Annotated in this window: 15 protein-coding genes and 1 pseudogene; 5 read left to right on the top strand and 11 right to left on the bottom strand. The window is 70.9% G+C overall.

Annotated elements, in window-relative coordinates:
- Positions 1-270, bottom strand: a pseudogene (locus tag ABT367_RS04885) (hypothetical protein); the annotation flags it as partial.
- Between the two features lie 242 nt (positions 271-512).
- On the opposite strand from ABT367_RS04885, the gene ABT367_RS04880 reads away from it, so the two are divergent.
- Positions 513-1,715, top strand: a complete 1,203-nt coding sequence (locus ABT367_RS04880) for an amino acid deaminase/aldolase (protein WP_352249630.1) — start codon at positions 513-515, stop codon at positions 1,713-1,715.
- Between the two features lie 41 nt (positions 1,716-1,756).
- Here the strand turns inward: ABT367_RS04880 and ABT367_RS04875 are convergent, their stop codons facing one another.
- From ABT367_RS04875 to ABT367_RS04855, 5 genes are all read right to left on the bottom strand, one after another.
- A complete protein-coding gene (locus ABT367_RS04875) occupies positions 1,757-2,734 on the bottom strand; it encodes a DUF2510 domain-containing protein (protein WP_352249628.1) in 978 nt (325 codons plus the stop codon).
- Positions 2,735-2,761: 27 nt separating this feature from the next.
- Complete coding sequence (locus tag ABT367_RS04870) at positions 2,762-4,027, bottom strand: haloacid dehalogenase-like hydrolase (protein ID WP_352249626.1); 1,266 nt, start codon at positions 4,025-4,027, stop codon at positions 2,762-2,764.
- Positions 4,028-4,130: 103 nt separating this feature from the next.
- Entirely contained in the window at positions 4,131-4,913 is a 783-nt protein-coding gene (locus ABT367_RS04865; RefSeq protein ID WP_352249642.1) for a 3-oxoacyl-ACP reductase, read from the bottom strand.
- Positions 4,914-4,927: 14 nt separating this feature from the next.
- On the bottom strand, positions 4,928-6,298 hold the full coding sequence (locus ABT367_RS04860) for an aldehyde dehydrogenase family protein (protein ID WP_352249624.1): 1,371 nt from the start codon (positions 6,296-6,298) through the stop codon (positions 4,928-4,930).
- Between the two features lie 50 nt (positions 6,299-6,348).
- Positions 6,349-7,713 carry a glutamine synthetase family protein gene (locus ABT367_RS04855; RefSeq protein WP_352249622.1) on the bottom strand — a complete coding sequence of 455 codons (1,365 nt, stop codon included), beginning with the start codon at positions 7,711-7,713 and terminating at the stop codon, positions 6,349-6,351.
- A gap of 77 nt (positions 7,714-7,790) precedes the next feature.
- Between ABT367_RS04855 and ABT367_RS04850 the strand changes: the two genes are divergently transcribed.
- The 3 genes from ABT367_RS04850 to ABT367_RS04840 all read left to right on the top strand — a co-directional run bounded on the left by ABT367_RS04850 (position 7,791) and on the right by ABT367_RS04840 (position 10,835).
- Positions 7,791-8,516 carry a FadR/GntR family transcriptional regulator gene (locus ABT367_RS04850; RefSeq protein WP_199548764.1) on the top strand — a complete coding sequence of 242 codons (726 nt, stop codon included), beginning with the start codon at positions 7,791-7,793 and terminating at the stop codon, positions 8,514-8,516.
- 134 nt (positions 8,517-8,650) lie between these two features.
- Positions 8,651-10,111, top strand: a complete 1,461-nt coding sequence (gene eat, locus ABT367_RS04845) for an ethanolamine permease (protein ID WP_352249620.1) — start codon at positions 8,651-8,653, stop codon at positions 10,109-10,111.
- A 25-nt stretch (positions 10,112-10,136) separates the two neighbouring features.
- The gene (locus tag ABT367_RS04840; RefSeq protein WP_352249641.1) at positions 10,137-10,835 is read left to right on the top strand and encodes a gamma-glutamyl-gamma-aminobutyrate hydrolase family protein; all 699 of its coding nucleotides are present in this window, start codon (positions 10,137-10,139) and stop codon (positions 10,833-10,835) included.
- Positions 10,836-10,850: 15 nt separating this feature from the next.
- Here ABT367_RS04840 and ABT367_RS04835 read toward each other — a convergent pair whose 3' ends face one another.
- Positions 10,851-11,768 (bottom strand): LysR family transcriptional regulator, encoded by a 918-nt coding sequence (locus tag ABT367_RS04835; RefSeq protein WP_352249618.1) that lies wholly within the window; start codon positions 11,766-11,768, stop codon positions 10,851-10,853.
- Positions 11,769-11,838: 70 nt separating this feature from the next.
- Here ABT367_RS04835 and ABT367_RS04830 point away from each other — a divergent pair, with 70 nt between their 5' ends.
- Entirely contained in the window at positions 11,839-12,954 is a 1,116-nt protein-coding gene (locus ABT367_RS04830; protein WP_352249616.1) for a TDT family transporter, read from the top strand.
- Here ABT367_RS04830 and ABT367_RS04825 read toward each other — a convergent pair.
- From ABT367_RS04825 to ABT367_RS04810, 4 genes are all read right to left on the bottom strand, one after another.
- Positions 12,923-13,639, bottom strand: coding sequence for a helical backbone metal receptor (locus ABT367_RS04825; protein WP_352249614.1), 717 nt, complete (start codon positions 13,637-13,639; stop codon positions 12,923-12,925). The two genes, ABT367_RS04830 and ABT367_RS04825, sit on opposite strands and share 32 nt — an antisense overlap.
- Complete coding sequence (locus ABT367_RS04820) at positions 13,636-14,181, bottom strand: helix-turn-helix domain-containing protein (RefSeq protein WP_352249612.1); 546 nt, start codon at positions 14,179-14,181, stop codon at positions 13,636-13,638. The genes ABT367_RS04825 and ABT367_RS04820 overlap by 4 nt, the downstream gene beginning before the upstream one ends.
- 192 nt (positions 14,182-14,373) lie before the next feature.
- Positions 14,374-15,366 carry a hypothetical protein gene (locus ABT367_RS04815; protein WP_352249610.1) on the bottom strand — a complete coding sequence of 331 codons (993 nt, stop codon included), beginning with the start codon at positions 15,364-15,366 and terminating at the stop codon, positions 14,374-14,376.
- A gap of 154 nt (positions 15,367-15,520) precedes the next feature.
- Positions 15,521-15,927, bottom strand: a 407-nt coding sequence (locus ABT367_RS04810; RefSeq protein ID WP_352249608.1) for a glycine betaine ABC transporter substrate-binding protein, incomplete at its 5' end; no start/stop codon positions are given.

Below are 15,927 nucleotides of genomic sequence, written 5' to 3'. Positions count from 1 at the left end.
GCCCAGTCCGGTGGGCTGCCGACCGGACCGGGCGCTCTCCGCGTCGTTCTGCGCACGCACGGGAACGCCCCCGGCCGGACGCGGCGGCAGCGCGGCCCCGGGCACGAAGTCGAGGGAGGCGGAGCCGTGAGGGTCGGAATCCGCGGCCAAGGAATCCGCGGGCACGCGGTCGGCGGCGGGCGCATGATCCGGCAGCCGCGAGGACGCGAGCGGCGGGGGTGGCGATGCGGGGCGCGGGGGGATGTCGGCGCGCGGCGCTTCGGTACTCATCCACCCCCCGTTCGCTGAACTCGCGGGTCCGGGCCCCGGCCGATCTCCGGCACGCTCGTCGCCGCCGGTCACGCACGTCCGTCACCTGTGTCGATCACCTGTGGGGACAGGCCCGTTCCTCCCTGCCTGCGCGTCACTCTACGGTCTCGCGCTGTGCACGCGGGAACCAGTCCGCAGGTCAGGGGTGATCTGTCCGGATCATCCCCCTACCAAGGGGTAATCGTGTCTGGCAGGCTTCGTTCATGACTGCTCTGGCATCAGACCGCGCTCGTTACGACCGAGCCACCGCCGAGCTCGACGCCCCGCTCGCGATCGTCGACCTCGAGGCGTTCGACGCCAACGCCGACGACCTCGTCCGCCGGGCCGGCGGCAAGCCGATCCGGGTGGCGAGCAAGTCCGTACGCTGCCGTGCCCTGCTCGAAAGGGTCCTGGCCCGGGACGGTTTCGCCGGGATCATGTCCTTCACGCTCGCCGAGTCGCTGTGGCTGGCGCGCTCCGGCTTCGAGGACGTCCTGCTCGCCTACCCGTCCGCGGACCGCGCCGGTTTCGCCGAGCTCGCCGCCGATCCGAAGCTGGCCGCCGCGGTGACCGTGATGGTCGACGACCCGGCGCAGCTGCGGCTGATCGACGCGGCGCGGGACGGCGGGCGCGAGGAGGTGCGGATCTGTCTGGAACTCGACACCGCGCTCAAGCTCCTGGGCGGCCGAATCCGTATCGGGGCGCGCCGTTCCCCGCTGCACTCCCCCGCCCAACTGGCCGACCTGGCACGGGCAGTGGCACGCACGCCCGGTTTCCGGCTCGTCGGCATCATGGCGTACGAGGGTCATATCGCCGGTGTCGGCGACGCGCTGTTCGGCCGGCCGGTGAGGTCGCGGGCGATCCGCGCGATGCAGAGCGCCGCCCGGCGTGAGCTGGCGGCGCGCCGGGCCGAGGCCGTACGGGCGGTCCGTGCCGTGGCGCCGGACCTGGAGTTCGTCAACGGCGGCGGCACCGGGAGTGTGCAGCACACGGCGGCCGAGGACGCGGTCACGGAGATCGCGGCCGGGTCGGGGCTCTATCTGCCGCGGCTCTTCGACAACTACACGTCGTTCAGCGGGCGTCCGGCCGCCCTGTTCGCGCAGCCGGTGGTCCGCAGGCCGGGCGTCGGGGTCGTCACGGTGCTCGGCGGCGGTTATCCGGCGTCGGGTGCGGCCGGCAAGGACCGCTCGCCGGTCCCGTATCTCCCGGAGGGCCTCTCCTACGACCCGCAGGAGGGCGCGGGCGAGGTGCAGACGCCGCTGCTCGGCTCGCCCGCGGACGATCTGCGGATCGGGGACAAGGTGTGGTTCCGGCACGCGAAGGCCGGTGAACTGTGCGAGCGTTTCGACGCGTTGCACCTGATCGAGGGCGACCGGGTGGCGGCCACCGGGCCCACGTACCGCGGTGAGGGGCACACGTTCCTCTGAGGAGTCCGGCGGCCGGGCGCGCTCGATGCGCCCGGCGGCGCTCAGGAGGGCTCGATGGTCGAGCCCACTCCCCCGTTCGTATCGCCCGTGTCGCCGATCCGGCGGATGCCCTTGGTGATCTCGTCCATCAGCGACAAGGGCGGGCCGTCCTCCGCGTCGAAGGCGAAGCGGACGACGATCAGGGCATCGCTGCCGGGCTTCGGGAAGACCACGGACTGGACATAACCGCCTTCGCCCGCCTCGGTCTTGACCCGCCAGCGCATCAGATAGCCGGTGGAGCCGGCGACGACGACCGGTTCGGCCTTGAGCTCCTGGTGCGACGTGATGCCGTTGTACGGGCGCCGGTCGATCACATCGCGGTCGTAGGAGCGCTTGGCCGCCTCGGAGATGTCGGTCTTGGCGGCCACCTCGGGGTCCTTGCCCGCGCCGTCGCGCACAGCCCGCGAGGTGACCCTGCCGTGGTGGCAGAAGCCCGAGTCGCCGGGGCAGGGGTAGGTGCCATCGGTGGTCATGGTGACGGCCTTCTCGACCGTGTTGTCGGGCTTCTCCCAGCCTTCGGGGATGGGCAGCGTGATGCCGTTGAGCTGGTCCTCGAGTACCTTCGCGTCCGTCTCGGGCGGCCCCGACGACTCGGTCTGCGTCGGCTCGGGCTTGTCGTCCGGCGAGGTGGCCTGTGCGGACGGGCTGGTCCGGGTCGAGGCCCCGGGGTCGGTCTTGTCGTCCTTGCCCAGGACCACGACGCCGGTGACGATCGACGCGACGAGGACGACCCCGGCCGCGACCAGTGCCACCAGCTTGCCGCGGCCACCGGAAGCACCCTGACCACCGGTGGCCGGCGCAGCGGGCGGGCCGAACTGTCCCGTGTGCTGGACCGGGTCGGCCGGCGCCAGGCCATGGCCCACGGCCTGCGCCTGTGCGACGCGGGTGTGCGGGGTCCATGCGGTGCCGTCCCACCAGCGTTCGTGGGACGGCGCCTCGGGGTCCTGGTACCAGCCGGGCGGCGTCGGGGGCATGCTCATCCGGCCACCCTAAGTGGTGCCCTTCGGTCAGTACACCGTGTCCTTCTGGTCCTCGATCACACTCCCGTCGCCGCGCAGAACCGGCCCTGAGGAGCCGTCGGCGTACGTGTAGCCCGTGGTCGCGCACGGGTACGGGGCGGCCTGCTGCTTCTTCGGCTCGATGAACATGGGGTTGACCAGCCAGCGGCCGTCGCTGTCGTCGTACGCACGGCACATCAGCTCGGCCTTGTTGCGGTTGATCACCAGCCGCAGGGCGGTGGCGTCGCGCAGGAAGGACACGTCCGTGTCGGAGTCGCCCGCCGCGAACACCGGGCGGCGCTCGGCGGGTTGGACGCGCTCGGCCGCGGCGCCCTGCATGCCGTACACCTCCTGGTTGATCCAGCAGCGTTTGCCGTCGATGTACGTGATCATCGAGTCGTCGCCGTCCGCGACCGTGCCGCAGCCCTTCAAGTGCCGGGTGAGGCGGCCGTGCTCGGTGACGTTGCGGATGCCGATCACGCGGTCGGGGGCGATGCCCACGCCGCGGGCCCAGACCTCGACGACCGGCTCGGGCGAGGCCGAGCTGATCCACACGTCGAAGCCGGCCCGCCGGAGCGCCCGGATCAGATCGCGCTGCTGGTCGTAGTAGCGGACCCAGCCGGTCACGTCCTTCGTGCCCACGCGCTGCTTCGTGCCGATGGGCGCGGCGAGGTTCTCCCTGCGGGCCGCGGCCGCGAACTCCTGGACCTGGTGGGCGGTCCGGCCCCGGGTGAGCTGGGCCAGCCAGGCGTACGAGGGTTCCATGCGGCGGTGGTCGTGGCCGGCGAAGGCCGCCTTGCCGGTGGTCGTCCCGCCGTCCGCGTATACGGAGAGGATCTCGTCCGCACAGGCGGTGTTCTTGTCCGTGGGCAGTGCGCCGTTGGTCTCGGGGCAGGCCTGGCGCAGGGCGATGGCCGCGTCGTCCGTGAGGTAGCGGCTCGTCGTATGCCAGTCGTTCTTGTACGGGGCGTTGATCCTGCCGTTGCGCAGCATCCAGAACATGGTGGCGTCGCCCACGTCGTTCTTGATGACCGTGTTGTCCCAGTCGAAGACGGCGACGGGCCGGCGACCTCGTCCGTCTCCGCACGCGCCGTACTCGTCCATCAGGGACTGGAGTCTGGCCTTGTTGTCGGCATGCCAGCCCTGGCCGATGGTCAGGGTGGGGCAGGCCTTTGGCCGGTGCTCGGGCGGTGCGGCCTGCGCCGTGGTGATGCCGGCGAGGGCTGCCGTGGTGGCTGCCAGCGCCGTGGCGATTCTCAAGTGGCGGCGGATCACTCGTCTCCTCTCGGTTTTCCTCGATATGGCGGCGGGCGGGTGGAATCCGGAGATCCGTGGATCCGCGGATTCCACCCGCCCGCCTTGCCCGCGGCCTGTGGGATCACACCGGGGTGACGTACGCCCCGGAGATCCCCCCGTCCACCAGGAAGTCCGTGGCGTTCACGAAGGACGAGTCGTCGCTCGCGAGGAAGGCCACTGCGGCGGCGATCTCGTCCGCCTCCGCGAACCGGCCGACCGGGATGTGCACCAGCCGGCGGGCGGCCCGCTCGGGGTCCTTGGCGAACAGCTCCTGCAGGAGCGGGGTGTTGACCGGACCCGGGCACAGGGCGTTGACCCGGATGCCCTCGCGGGCGAACTGGACCCCGAGCTCACGGGACATCGCGAGGACGCCGCCCTTGGACGCGGTGTACGAGATCTGGGACGTGGCCGCGCCCATCCGGGCCACGAAGGACGCGGTGTTGATGATCGAGCCCCTGCCCTGGCGGCGCATATAGGGGATCGCGGCCTTGCAGCACAGATAGACCGAGGTCAGATTGACCTCCTGAACCCGCTTCCAGGCCTCGAGGCCGGTGTCCAGGATCGAGTCGTCGTCGGGCGGCGAGATCCCCGCGTTGTTGAAGGCGATGTCGACCGAGCCGTAGGTGTCGTAGGCGGTCTTGAACAGCGCCTCGACCTGTTCGGCGTCGGTGACGTCGACCCGTACGAAGGTGCCGCCGACCTCCTCGGCCGCGGCCTTGCCCGCACTCTCGTCGATGTCGCCGCACACCACGTGGGCCCCCTCGGAGGCGAGGCGGCGTGCGGTGGCCAGGCCGATGCCGCTGCCGGCTCCGGTGATGACGGCGGTGCGGCCGACGAGGCGGCGGCACCTGGGCTGTTCCGTCACTGCGGGCTGTTCAGTCACTGTGCGGGACCTTCCGTGCTGATGAAGACGTTCTTGGTTTCGGTGAAGGCGGCGAGTGCGTCGGGGCCGAGTTCACGGCCGAGACCGGACTGTCCGTAGCCCCCGAACGGGGTCCAATAGCGGACGCTGGAGTGCGAGTTGACGGACAGATTGCCCGCCTTGACGGCCCCCGAGACACGCAGGGCGCGGCCCACGTCGCGGGTCCACAGGGAGCCGGAGAGGCCGTACGCGGTGGCGTTGGCCAGACGTACGGCGTCCGCCTCGTCCTCAAAGGGCAGCACCACGGCGACCGGTCCGAAGACCTCCTCGACGCAGACGGGCGCCGAGGGGTCCAGGCCGGTGAGGACCGTCGGCGGGAACCAGAAGCCGGGCCCGCCCGGCGCCGTGCCGCGGATCGCCGCGTGCTCGGGCACGTACGAACGCACCCGCTCCAGCTGGGACTTGGAGATCAGCGGCCCCATCTGCGTCTTCTCATCCGCGGGGTCGCCGACGACCACGGACTCGACGGCGGGCGCGAGCAGTTCGAGGAAGCGGTCGTACACCGAGCGCTGGACGAGGATGCGGGTGCGGGCGCAGCAGTCCTGTCCCGAGTTGTCCAGGAAGGACATCGGGGCGGCCGCGGCGGCGGCCTCGACGTCCGCGTCGGCGAAGACGATGTTGGGGCTCTTGCCGCCGAGTTCGAGCGTGAGGCGCTTCACGCGGTCGGCGCACTTGGCCATGATCTGCTTGCCGACCCGGGTGGAGCCGGTGAACACGATCTTGGCTACGTCCGGGTGCTCCACCAGAGCGTTTCCGGTCACGTCACCCGCGCCGGGAAGTACCTGGAACAGGTGCTCGGGAAGGCCTGCCTCCAGGGCGAGTTCGGCCAGGCGCAGGGCCGTGAGCGGGGTGGTCTCGGCGGGCTTGAGCAGCACGGCGTTGCCCGCGGCGAGCGCGGGCGCGGTGCCCCAAGAGGCGATCGGCATCGGGAAGTTCCACGGTGCGATCACGCCGATGACGCCGAGCGGTTCCTGGAAGGTGACGTTGATCCCGCCCGCGACGGGGATCTGCCGGCCGGCCAGCCGCTCCACTCCCCCGGCCGCGTACGCGAAGAGATCGCGGGCGTTGCCGGCTTCCCAGCGGGCGTTGCCCACCGTGTGACCGGCCTCGCGGACCTCCAACTGGGCCAGCTCTTCGATGTGTTCGTCGATGACGTCGGCCACACGCCGCAGGATGCGCGCCCGGTCGGCCGGGGCGAGCGCCGCCCAGGACGACTGCGCGCGGGCCGCGCGGGCCACGGCCGCGTCGACCTCGGCGGGCGTGGTGGCGGGGACGGTCGCGACCGGCTCTTCGGTCGCGGGGTTGAGTACGTGGTGCTCGTGGAGCAAGTCGGTCCTCACAGATGTGCGTACGGGCGAGGGCAGGAAGAGCGGACGGATCAGTGCCGCTCGAAGGAACGCCGCAGCTCCCAGTCGGTCACGGCCGCGTCGAAGGCGTTCAGTTCGACCCGCGCCATGTTGAGGTAGTGCGCCACGACCTCGTCGCCGAACGCGGCCTTGGCGATCGGGCTGTTCTCCCAGAGCTCGGCCGCCTCGCGCAGCGTCGACGGGACATGGGCGTACTCGGCGGTGTAGGCGTTTCCGGCGCAGGCCTCGGGTAGTTCCAGCTTCTGCTCGATGCCGTACAGGCCGGCCGCGACCAGACCGGCGACCGCGAGGTGCGGGTTCACATCGCCGCCCGGCAGCCGGTTCTCGAAACGGGTCGAGCGGCCGTGGCCGACCACGCGCAGCGAACAGGTGCGGTTGTCGTGGCCCCAGGCGACGGCGGTGGGCGCGAACGAGCCCGGCTGGAACCGCTTGTACGAGTTGATGTTGGGCGCGTACAGCAGCGAGAAGTCCCGCAGGGCGGCGAGCTGGCCGGCCAGGAAGTACCGCATGACCTCGGACATCCCGTGGCCGTCGGGCCCAGCCATGACATTGGCGCCGTCGGCGTCGGTGAGCGAGAGGTGGATGTGGCAGGAGTTGCCCTCGCGCTCGTTGAACTTGGCCATGAAGGTGAGCGCCATGCCCTCCTGGGAGGCGATTTCTTTGGCACCCGTCTTGTAGATGGCGTGCTGGTCGCAGGTGACCAGGGCCTCGTCGTAGCGGAAGGCGATCTCGTGCTGACCGGGGTTGCACTCGCCCTTCGCGGACTCGACGGTCAGGCCCGCGGCGCCCATCTCGTTGCGGATCCGGCGCAGCAGCGGCTCGATCCGGCCGGTGCCGAGGACCGAGTAGTCGATGTTGTACTGGTTGGCCGGGATCAGATCGCGGTAGTCGCGGTCCCAGGCCTCCTCGTAACTGTCGCGGAAGACGATGAACTCCAGCTCGGTGCCGACCTGGGCCGTGTAGCCGAGCTCGGCCAGGCGCTCCAGCTGGCGTCGCAGGATCTGCCGCGGTGCGGCGACGACCGGGCCGCCGTCGTTCCACGCGAGGTCGGCGATGAGCATCGCGGTGCCCTCGTTCCACGGCACGCGGCGCAGCGTGGCCAGGTCCGGGTGCATGGCGAAGTCGCCGTAACCGCGGTCCCAGCTCGACATCGCGTATCCGTCGACCGTGTTCATCTCGGTGTCGACCGCGAGCAGATAGTTGCAGCCCTCGGTGCCGTGCTCGAGCACTTCGTCGAGGAAGAAGCCGGCGGCGAAACGCTTGCCCTGGAGACGCCCCTGCATGTCGGGGAAGGCCAGGACGACGGTGTCGATCTCGCCGCTCGCGACGAAGCGGCGCAGCTCCTCGACGCTGAGCGGGGCGGTGCTGTCTGCCACGGGGACTCCTCCTTGGGCGGTCCGGAGTGGCTTAAGGTATTGCTTCAGACCATTCCTTGGGAAGGGGGAAACGGCCGATGACGACAGCCGAACGGATGGACCGGCTCGCTCGCGTCCTGCGTCCCGTGCGCGCCGGCAACGGCTTCGAGGAAGCCCTGGAGCAGGTCCTCCAGGTCATCCGTCTGGGACTGGTCGCGGCGGGCGAACGGCTGCCCGCCGAACGGGAACTGGCGGACGTCCTCGGCATCAGCCGGGTGACGCTGCGCGAGGTGCTCAGGGTGCTGCAGGACGAAGGCCTGGTGGAGAGCAGGCGCGGGCGGTACGGCGGCACCTTCGTCCTGGAGCGCCCGGACGCGACGGGCGAGGCCGAGCTGCGCCGGCGTCTGAAGGATGTCGACGTGGAGGACGTCCTGCGGTTCCGCGAGGTCCTGGAGGCCGGTGCGGCCGAGCTGTGCGCGGCGCGTCCGCTCACCAAGAAGCAGGCCGAGCAGCTGAGTTCCGCGCTCGCAGCCACCCACGACGCTCCCCTCGCCGACTACCGCCGGCGCGACACCCTGCTGCACCTCACGCTGGCCGAGCTGGCCGGCTCGCCCTCGCTGACCGCGCACTATGCCGCCGTACGGGCGCAGGTCAATGAACTGCTCGACTGCATCCCGCTGCTCGTACGGAATCTGGAGCATTCACAGGCGCAGCACACGGAGCTGGTACGGGCGGTGCTCGACGGGGATCCGGGGCGTGCGCGGGCCGCGATGCGTGAACACTGCGCGGGGACGGCGGCGTTGTTGCGGGGGTTCCTCGCGTGATGCGGCCTACGTCCGCCCGCTTGGAGGCAGCAGTAACTGGAAAGTAACGCAGGGGACTTGCGCTCCACGCGGACCCACCGCAATGGTATGCACTCGCTCCATTGAAGCCACCGGCCCTGAGCGGGAGCCCTGCGATGACCCAAGCACCTCAAGACAGCGGCACCACCCCACCCCTGAAGGACACCGACGACGACTATCTGAAGCGGCGGGCACTGCGGCGCGGCAGCGCCGGCTGGCTGCTGCTCACCGGCCTGGGCGTGGCCTATGTCGTCTCCGGCGACTTCTCGGGCTGGAACTTCGGCCTCGCCGAAGGCGGCTTCGGCGGCCTCGCGATCGCCACGGTCCTGATGGGCCTGATGTACGTCTGCATGGTGTTCTCGCTCGCCGAGCTCTCCGCCATCCTGCCCACCGCGGGCGGCGGTTACGGTTTCGCACGCCGTGCGCTCGGCCCCTGGGGCGGCTTCCTGACCGGTACGGCGATCCTCATCGAGTACGTCCTGGCGCCGGCCGCGATCTCCATCTTCATCGGCGACTATGTCGAGTCGCTCGGCCTGTTCGGCCTGGAATCGGGCTGGCCTGTCTATCTCGCCTGCTTCGTGCTCTTCATCGGCATCCACCTCTGGGGCGTCGGCGAGGCGCTGCGCTTCAGCTTCGTCGTCACCGGAATCGCGGTGGCCGCACTTCTGGTCTTCGCGGTCGGCGCGTTCATGGAGTTCGACGCGTCCGGGCTCAACGACATCAAGGTGGACGACAGCGCCTTCGGCTCCAACTCCTGGCTGCCGTACGGGCTTCTGGGCATCTGGGCGGCGTTCCCGTTCGGCATGTGGTTCTTCCTGGGCGTCGAGGGCGTGCCGCTGGCCGCCGAGGAGACCCGCGACCCCGCCCGTACGCTGCCCAAGGCGATCCGCTGGTCGATGGCGATCCTCGTGGTCCTCGCCCTGCTCACCTTCTTCGCCTCCGCCGGTGCACGCGGCTCGGCCGCGATCCAGGAGGCGGGCAACCCGCTGGTCGAGGCGCTCCAGCCGGACGGCAAGGCGACCGGCCTGAGCCGCGTCATCAACTACGCCGGTCTCGCCGGCCTCGTGGCCTCCTTCTTCTCCCTGATCTACGCGGGCTCCCGCCAGCTCTTCGCGCTCTCCCGCGCGGGCTATCTGCCGCGTTTCCTCTCCCTGACCAGCAGGCGCAAGGCGCCCTACCTCGGCCTGCTCGTGCCCGGCGCGATCGGCTTCGCGCTGGCCGCGGGCAGCGGGGACGGCGCACGGATGCTGAACATCGCGGTGTTCGGCGCGACCATCTCGTACGCCCTGATGTCGCTCTCGCACATCGTGCTCCGCCGCCGCGAACCGGGCCTGAACCGCCCGTACCGCACCCCCGGCGGCATCTGGACCTCGGGCGTCGCACTGGTCCTCGCCCTCTCCGCGCTTGTGGCGACCTTCCTGGTCGATGTGACCGCGGCCGTGATCGCCCTCATCGTGTACGTGGTGGCCCTCGCCTACTTCGGGATCTACAGCCGGCACCATCTGGTGGCCAAGGCACCCGAGGAGGAGTTCGCGGCGCTGGCCGCCGCCGAGGCAGAGTTGGAACGCGACAGGTGATCTCCATGGAGGGTGTCGGGTGAGCATGAGGCCGCTGATCGGGGTCAGTACCTATCTGGAGTCCGGTGCCCGCTGGGGCGTATGGGAGCTGGACGCGGCCCTGCTGCCCGTCGGCTACCCACGCCTCGTGCAGGAGGCGGGCGGGCTCGCGGCTCTGCTGCCGCCGGACGATCCGGCGGCGGCGCCCGCCGTGGTCGCGCGCCTGGACGGTGTGGTGATCGCCGGCGGTCCGGATGTCGAGCCCGTACGGTACGGGGCCGGCGTCGATCCGCGGACCGGGCCGCCGGCGCGGGAGCGGGACGCGTGGGAACTCGCCCTGATCGAGGCCGCGTTGGCGGCGGGCAAGCCGCTGCTCGGTATCTGCCGCGGGATGCAGCTGCTCAATGTCGCGCTCGGCGGAACGCTGGTGCAGCATCTGGACGGGCACCGGGGCGAGATCGGCTCGTTCGGCTCGCACACCGTGCAGCCGGTACCGGACACGCTGCTCGCCTCGCTCGTACCGGACAAGGACGCCGTGCCCACGTACCACCACCAGGCCGTCGAACGCCTTGGCCGGGATCTGGTGGCGTCCGCCCACGCGGAGGACGGCACGGTCGAGGCCGTCGAACTGCCGGGTCACGGCTGGGTGCTCGGTGTGCAGTGGCATCCGGAGATGGGGACGGATCTGCGGGTGATGCGGGGGCTGGTGGAGGCTGCGAGTTCTCCGTCGCCACGAGGGGATTGAGGGCGACCGACCCGTTCAGCCCGTCCGCGTCAACGACAGCAGATCCCGCGCCGGCCCCACGGGCCGGTGCCCGACGCGCCAGACTGCCCGCAGGGCACGGTCGAGGGGCACCCCCTCGACCGTGATCCGCACAAGACGCCGAGCCGCCAGCTCCTCACCGACCACCAGCTCGCTGAGGACGCAGGGCCCCGCACCGCTCACCGCGGCGGCCTTCACCGCAGTGGTGGAGGCCAGTTCGAGCAGCGGATCCGCGAGCCCCCCGAGCGCCGCGTCGAGCACCTGCCGGGTTCCCGAGCCGTGCTCGCGCAGGATCAGCGGCGTACGGGCCAGCTCGTCCGCCGCGAGGGGGTTGCGGCGGCGGGCCCACGGGTGCGTGGGCGCGACCGTCACCACCAGCCGGTCGCGGGCGACCACGACGCCGCTGAGCCCGGACGGAATGGTCAGGCCCTCGACGAAGCCGAGCTCGACCTCGTCGGCGAGCAGCCGCTCGATCACGAACTGCGAGTTCCCGGCCAGCAGTTGCACCGCCGTGCCGGGACGTTCATGGCGCAGCGCGATCAGCCAGCCGGGCAGCAGATACTCGGCGATCGTCATGCTCGCCGCCACCCGCAGCCGCTGATCGCGCCGTACGCGCAGCGCCTGCGCCCCCGCGTCGAAGGCCTCGGCGGCCTCGACGATCCTGCGTGCCCAGTCCGTGACGAGGGCGCCGGTCTCGGTGAGCCGTGAACCGCGCGGCGAGCGGTCCACCAGGGCGACGCCGAGCTGCCGCTCCATCGCCCGCACCCGGCTGCTGGCCGCGGGCTGGGTGATGCCCAGCTCATGCGCGGCGCGTCCCAGGCTGCCGAGGCGGGCCACGGCGATCAGGAGCTGCAGCGCCACCAGGTCGGGGACGCGGTCCGCGAGGCGCTGCACAGGGGCTGGGGTTTCGGCCATAACCCCAGGTTATGTCCTCAGCAGGACAAACGGGCTGGTGAGGGCCCCTCCAGCGGCGCAAGCTGGAGCCATGGCAACGTACACACGCACCCGCACCTTGTCCCGCACAGCAGCTCGAACCGGGACCCGGGCGACGGTGCGCCACCTCGGCCCCAACTGGTACGCGGCCGTGATGGGCACCGCCATCGTCGCCTCCGCCGGAGCCACGTTGCCGCATCCCATACCGAGGCCCGTGGCCATCGCCGTATGGGCGATCGCCGCCGGCATGCTCACCGTGCTGCTGTGCGCCCGGGCGGTGCACTGGATCCACCATCGCGACCAGGCCCGCTCGCATCTGCTCGACCCCAAGGTGGCCCCGTTCTACGGCTGTCTGTCGATGGCTCTGCTCGCCGTGGGCGGTGCCACGCTGCTCGTCGGCAAGGACGTGATCGGCGAGCGGGCCGCGATCGGGGTGGACGCGGTGCTGTTCGTTGCGGGCACCCTGGTCGGGCTCGCGGCCGCCGCGGCGGTGCCGTATCTGATGGTGGCGCGGCACAAGATCTCCCTTGACGAGGCCTCGCCCGTATGGCTGCTGCCCGTGGTCGCCCCCATGGTCTCGGCGGCCCAGGGCCCCGCGCTGCTTCCTCATCTCCCGCAGGGGCAGTGGCAGGAGGCGATGCTGCTCGCCAGCTACGCGATGTTCGGGATCAGCCTGATCGCCACCTTCGTGATGCTCCCCCTGATCTTCGGCCGGCTCGTCGTGCACGGCCCCCTGCCCCTCGTCCTGACGCCGACCCTGTTCCTGGTGCTCGGCCCGCTCGGCCAGTCCACCACCGCGGTGAACGCGCTCGCGGATGTCGCGCCCGACGCGATCAGCCAGGACTACGCCTCGGCGTTCGGCGCCTTCGCCGTCGTCTACGGCGTGCCGGTCATGGGCTTCGCGCTGCTGTGGTTCGCGCTCGCGGCCGCCCTGGTGGTGCGGGCGCTGCGGGCGGGCATGGGCTTCGCGATGACCTGGTGGGGGTTCACCTTCCCCGTGGGTACCTGTGTCACCGGCGCTTCGGGGCTCGCCCGCCACACCGGCCTCGATGCCTACAGCTGGCTGGCGACCGGCCTCTACGTCTTCCTCGTGACGGCCGTGCTGATCGCCGCGTTCCACACCGTGCGCGGCCTGGTCAGCGGACAGCTGCTCGCAGCGCCGCGCTGAGCCGGGCCGGCGCGTCCACCAGGGACGGTCCGTACCAGGTGAGCGAGCGGCCGTCGACCAGTGCGGCGGGCAGCGGGGCGAAGGCCTCGGGCCCGTCCTCGGCGGTGAAACGGTAGGGCTCGTCAGGCAGGACGACGAGGTCCGCGGCCGGCCGTTCCTCCAGGGCGATCCTCGGATAGCGCTCGGCGTGATCCGCGTACACATTGCGTATGCCGAGACGTGCGAGCAGATCACCGGCGAAGGTCTCCCGGCCGAGGACCATCCACGGGCGGCGCCAGATCGGAATGACGGCGCGGCAGGGTGCGAGGGCCGGCGGGTCGGTCCAGACGCGGCCGGCCTCGTCGAGCCAGGGCGGCCGCCGCAGTCCGCAGGCGTCAACCAGGACGCGCTCCAGTTCGGTGAGCGCCTGCGGGAGTGAACGGATGTGCGTGACGAGGACGTCCAGACCGGCCGCGCGCAGCTCGTCGAGATCGGCGGGGCGGTTCTCCTCCTCGTTGGCGAGCACCAGGTCGGGCCCGAGCGCGAGGATGCCGGGCACGTCCGGGTTCTTGGTGCCCTTCACACGGACCACGCCCAGATCCGCGGGATGCGTGCACCAGTCGGTGGCGCCGACGAGCAGCCCGGGAGCGCTCGCCGCCACGGCCTCCGTAAGAGAGGGGACCAGCGAGACGATCCGGGGGCTCACTCGTGTTCGGCCTTGATGTGCTCGGCGACGGCGATCACCAGGACACGGGTCTCGGGCACCGCCGCCCGCCAGCGGTGCGGCACACCACCGGACAGGAACATCGTGTCGCCCCGTGCCAGACGGTAGGCGCGGCCGTCCGCCTCGACCTCGACGGCGCCCTCGGCCACGTACATCAACTCGTCGTTGCGGTGGCGGAATTCGCGCCCGGAGTCATGATCGCCGACGAATTCGAGAGCGTGCAGCTGATGTTTGCCGTGCACCAGCGCGCGGATCGCGGCCGACTCCTCGGCGGGCGCGGAGCGCACCACCTCGACGATGCGTTCCGCGTCGGCCGCCGAGAGGAGCTCGACGGCCGTGGTGCCGAGGGCGTCGGCGACGCGTTCGAGGGACGTACTGCTGGGACGGGCCCGTTCGTTCTCGATCTGACTGAGGAACGGCACCGAGAGGCCGCTGCGTCCCGAAACCGCGGCCAGGGTGAGACCGAGCGCCCTGCGCCGTCGCCGGATGGCCGAACCGACCCGTCCGGAGAACTTGTCGTCCATGCCGGCCCCCCTCGCTTCGCTGCGGTCAGATCGCTGTTCCCAGCACCCTACGCAAGGGCAGCGATCCATGCCCTGTCAACTGGTCTGCTTGTACTTCGCTCGTACAACGGCGACCGGATTGCTCTGTCAGCCATTCAGTGAGCGTCTGTCAGCTTTTCAGTGAGCGGCTGTCAGCCTTTCAGCGAGCCGCGGTCAGCCTTTCAGCGAGCGCCAGAACAGCATCTGCCCCGCCTCACCGTCCGCCGCGCCCTCCTGCGGGATGAACGCGCTGATCAGCAGGGCCGGCCGGCCCGACGGCGAAGTGAGCAGGGAGACCGAAGGGTTGGCGAAGGCCGTGCTGGCGCCGTGGGTGCGCAGGGTCAGCAGATCGGCGCGGCCGCGCCGGGGATCGTAGATGTACGTGCGCCAGCTGGCGAAGTCCTCGCGGAGCCGCTGTCCTTCGATGACGACGAGGTCGCGGCCGTCGAGCGTCACGGGCGAGCGGTCGCCGATGTTGCCGCCGCTCCCCCACGAGCGCAGCGCCGTGTCCAGAGCGGGGTCCGGTTCGGCGTGCCAGGTGGTGAAGTCCGTGAGGGTGGCGCGCAGTTGGCGGTCGATATCGCAGCCGGACCGGTAGTGCCCGGTCAGTTCGATGGTGTCGCCACGGACAGCCGTGATGGCAGGGGTGCCCTCGGCGCAGCGCGAGAGGGTGAGCGGGGCGTCGAAGGCGCGGCGGTCGTTCCCGGTCAGCAGGTCGTCGAGGCCGCCGTAGGCCCGTATCGCTATGTGATTGCGGGGATCCCGCTCGAACGCGAGGATCCAGCCGCCGGCCGGGTCCTTGGCCAGCGTGGCCTGGTGCGTGCCGGGCCCGAAGTCGTGGCGGCGGGTCCAGTGCTCCAGGTCGGTGGAGGTGGCGACGGCCGCGTGGAAGCGGCCGTCGTCGAGGACCGTGTGGTAGACGGCGAGGTAGGTGCCGTCCTCGGCCTGGCGTATCTCGGCGGCGTCCATGGTGCGGCCGGTGTCGTCGGTCAGGCCGTACACGTACCCGTCGGCCTCACGGGCATCGCTCGCGAGTTCCGCGAGGCGGCCGGCGGCGGCCGAGACGGGGGCCGCGTCGGCGCGACTCACCTGGAGCAGGGCCACGATCAAGGCGAGGGCCAGGACGGCGGCGGCGCTCAGGGGCACGGCTCGGCGGGACGGGGACACGATGTTCGAGGGTAAGGAACGGATCAAGCCCGACGGAACGCCGCGAGGGGTGGGATGCACCACAGCGCGTGGTGCGTCCCACCCCTCGGGTTCGGCTCGGTTCAGCTCAGCTCAGCTCAGTTCGGCTCAGCTCAGTGAAGCGATCCGGATCGGATCAGCTCACGGGGGCCAGCTTGTCGAGCATCTCGGGATGCGCGTCGAGCCAGCGGCGGGCGGACTCCTTCTGGTTCTTGGGGTCACCCTTCTGGATCTCGACCTCGAGGGAGGCGAGCTCCTCCTCGGTCATCTTGAAGTTCTTCAGCCACCCGTTGAGCTCCGGGAAGTCCTTGGCGAAGTCCTTCTTGCCCATGACGTGGATCTGCTCGCCCTCGCCCCAGGCCTTCTTCGGGTCCTCGAGCTTCTTCAGGTCGTACTTTCCGTACGCCCAGTGCGGCGACCACAGAGTCACCACGACCGGCTCCTTCTTCTGAATGGAGCGGTTCAGCTCGGCCAGCATCGAGGACGTCGAGGAAGACACCACCTCGTACTCGCCCTCCAGGCCGTACTCCTTCAGAACCTTCT

The sequence above is a fragment of the Streptomyces mesophilus genome (genome assembly GCF_040300965.1).
In the GTDB taxonomy this organism is placed as follows: domain Bacteria; phylum Actinomycetota; class Actinomycetes; order Streptomycetales; family Streptomycetaceae; genus Streptomyces; species Streptomyces mesophilus_A.
The sequence above is the reverse complement of the archived record's forward strand: the minus strand, read 5'-3'. Positions and strand labels throughout refer to the sequence as shown.

Bases quoted from the DNA above. Each gene is read 5' to 3' on its own strand.
- ABT367_RS04880 (WP_352249630.1), top strand. From the start codon at position 513: ATGACTGCTCTGGCATCAGACCGCGCTCGTTACGACCGAGCCACCGCC.
- ABT367_RS04875 (WP_352249628.1), bottom strand. From the start codon at position 2,734: ATGAGCATGCCCCCGACGCCGCCCGGCTGGTACCAGGACCCCGAGGCG.
- ABT367_RS04850 (WP_199548764.1), top strand. From the start codon at position 7,791: ATGACGACAGCCGAACGGATGGACCGGCTCGCTCGCGTCCTGCGTCCC.
- eat (WP_352249620.1), top strand. From the start codon at position 8,651: ATGACCCAAGCACCTCAAGACAGCGGCACCACCCCACCCCTGAAGGAC.
- ABT367_RS04840 (WP_352249641.1), top strand. From the start codon at position 10,137: ATGAGGCCGCTGATCGGGGTCAGTACCTATCTGGAGTCCGGTGCCCGC.
- ABT367_RS04835 (WP_352249618.1), bottom strand. From the start codon at position 11,768: ATGGCCGAAACCCCAGCCCCTGTGCAGCGCCTCGCGGACCGCGTCCCC.
- ABT367_RS04830 (WP_352249616.1), top strand. From the start codon at position 11,839: ATGGCAACGTACACACGCACCCGCACCTTGTCCCGCACAGCAGCTCGA.
- ABT367_RS04820 (WP_352249612.1), bottom strand. From the start codon at position 14,181: ATGGACGACAAGTTCTCCGGACGGGTCGGTTCGGCCATCCGGCGACGG.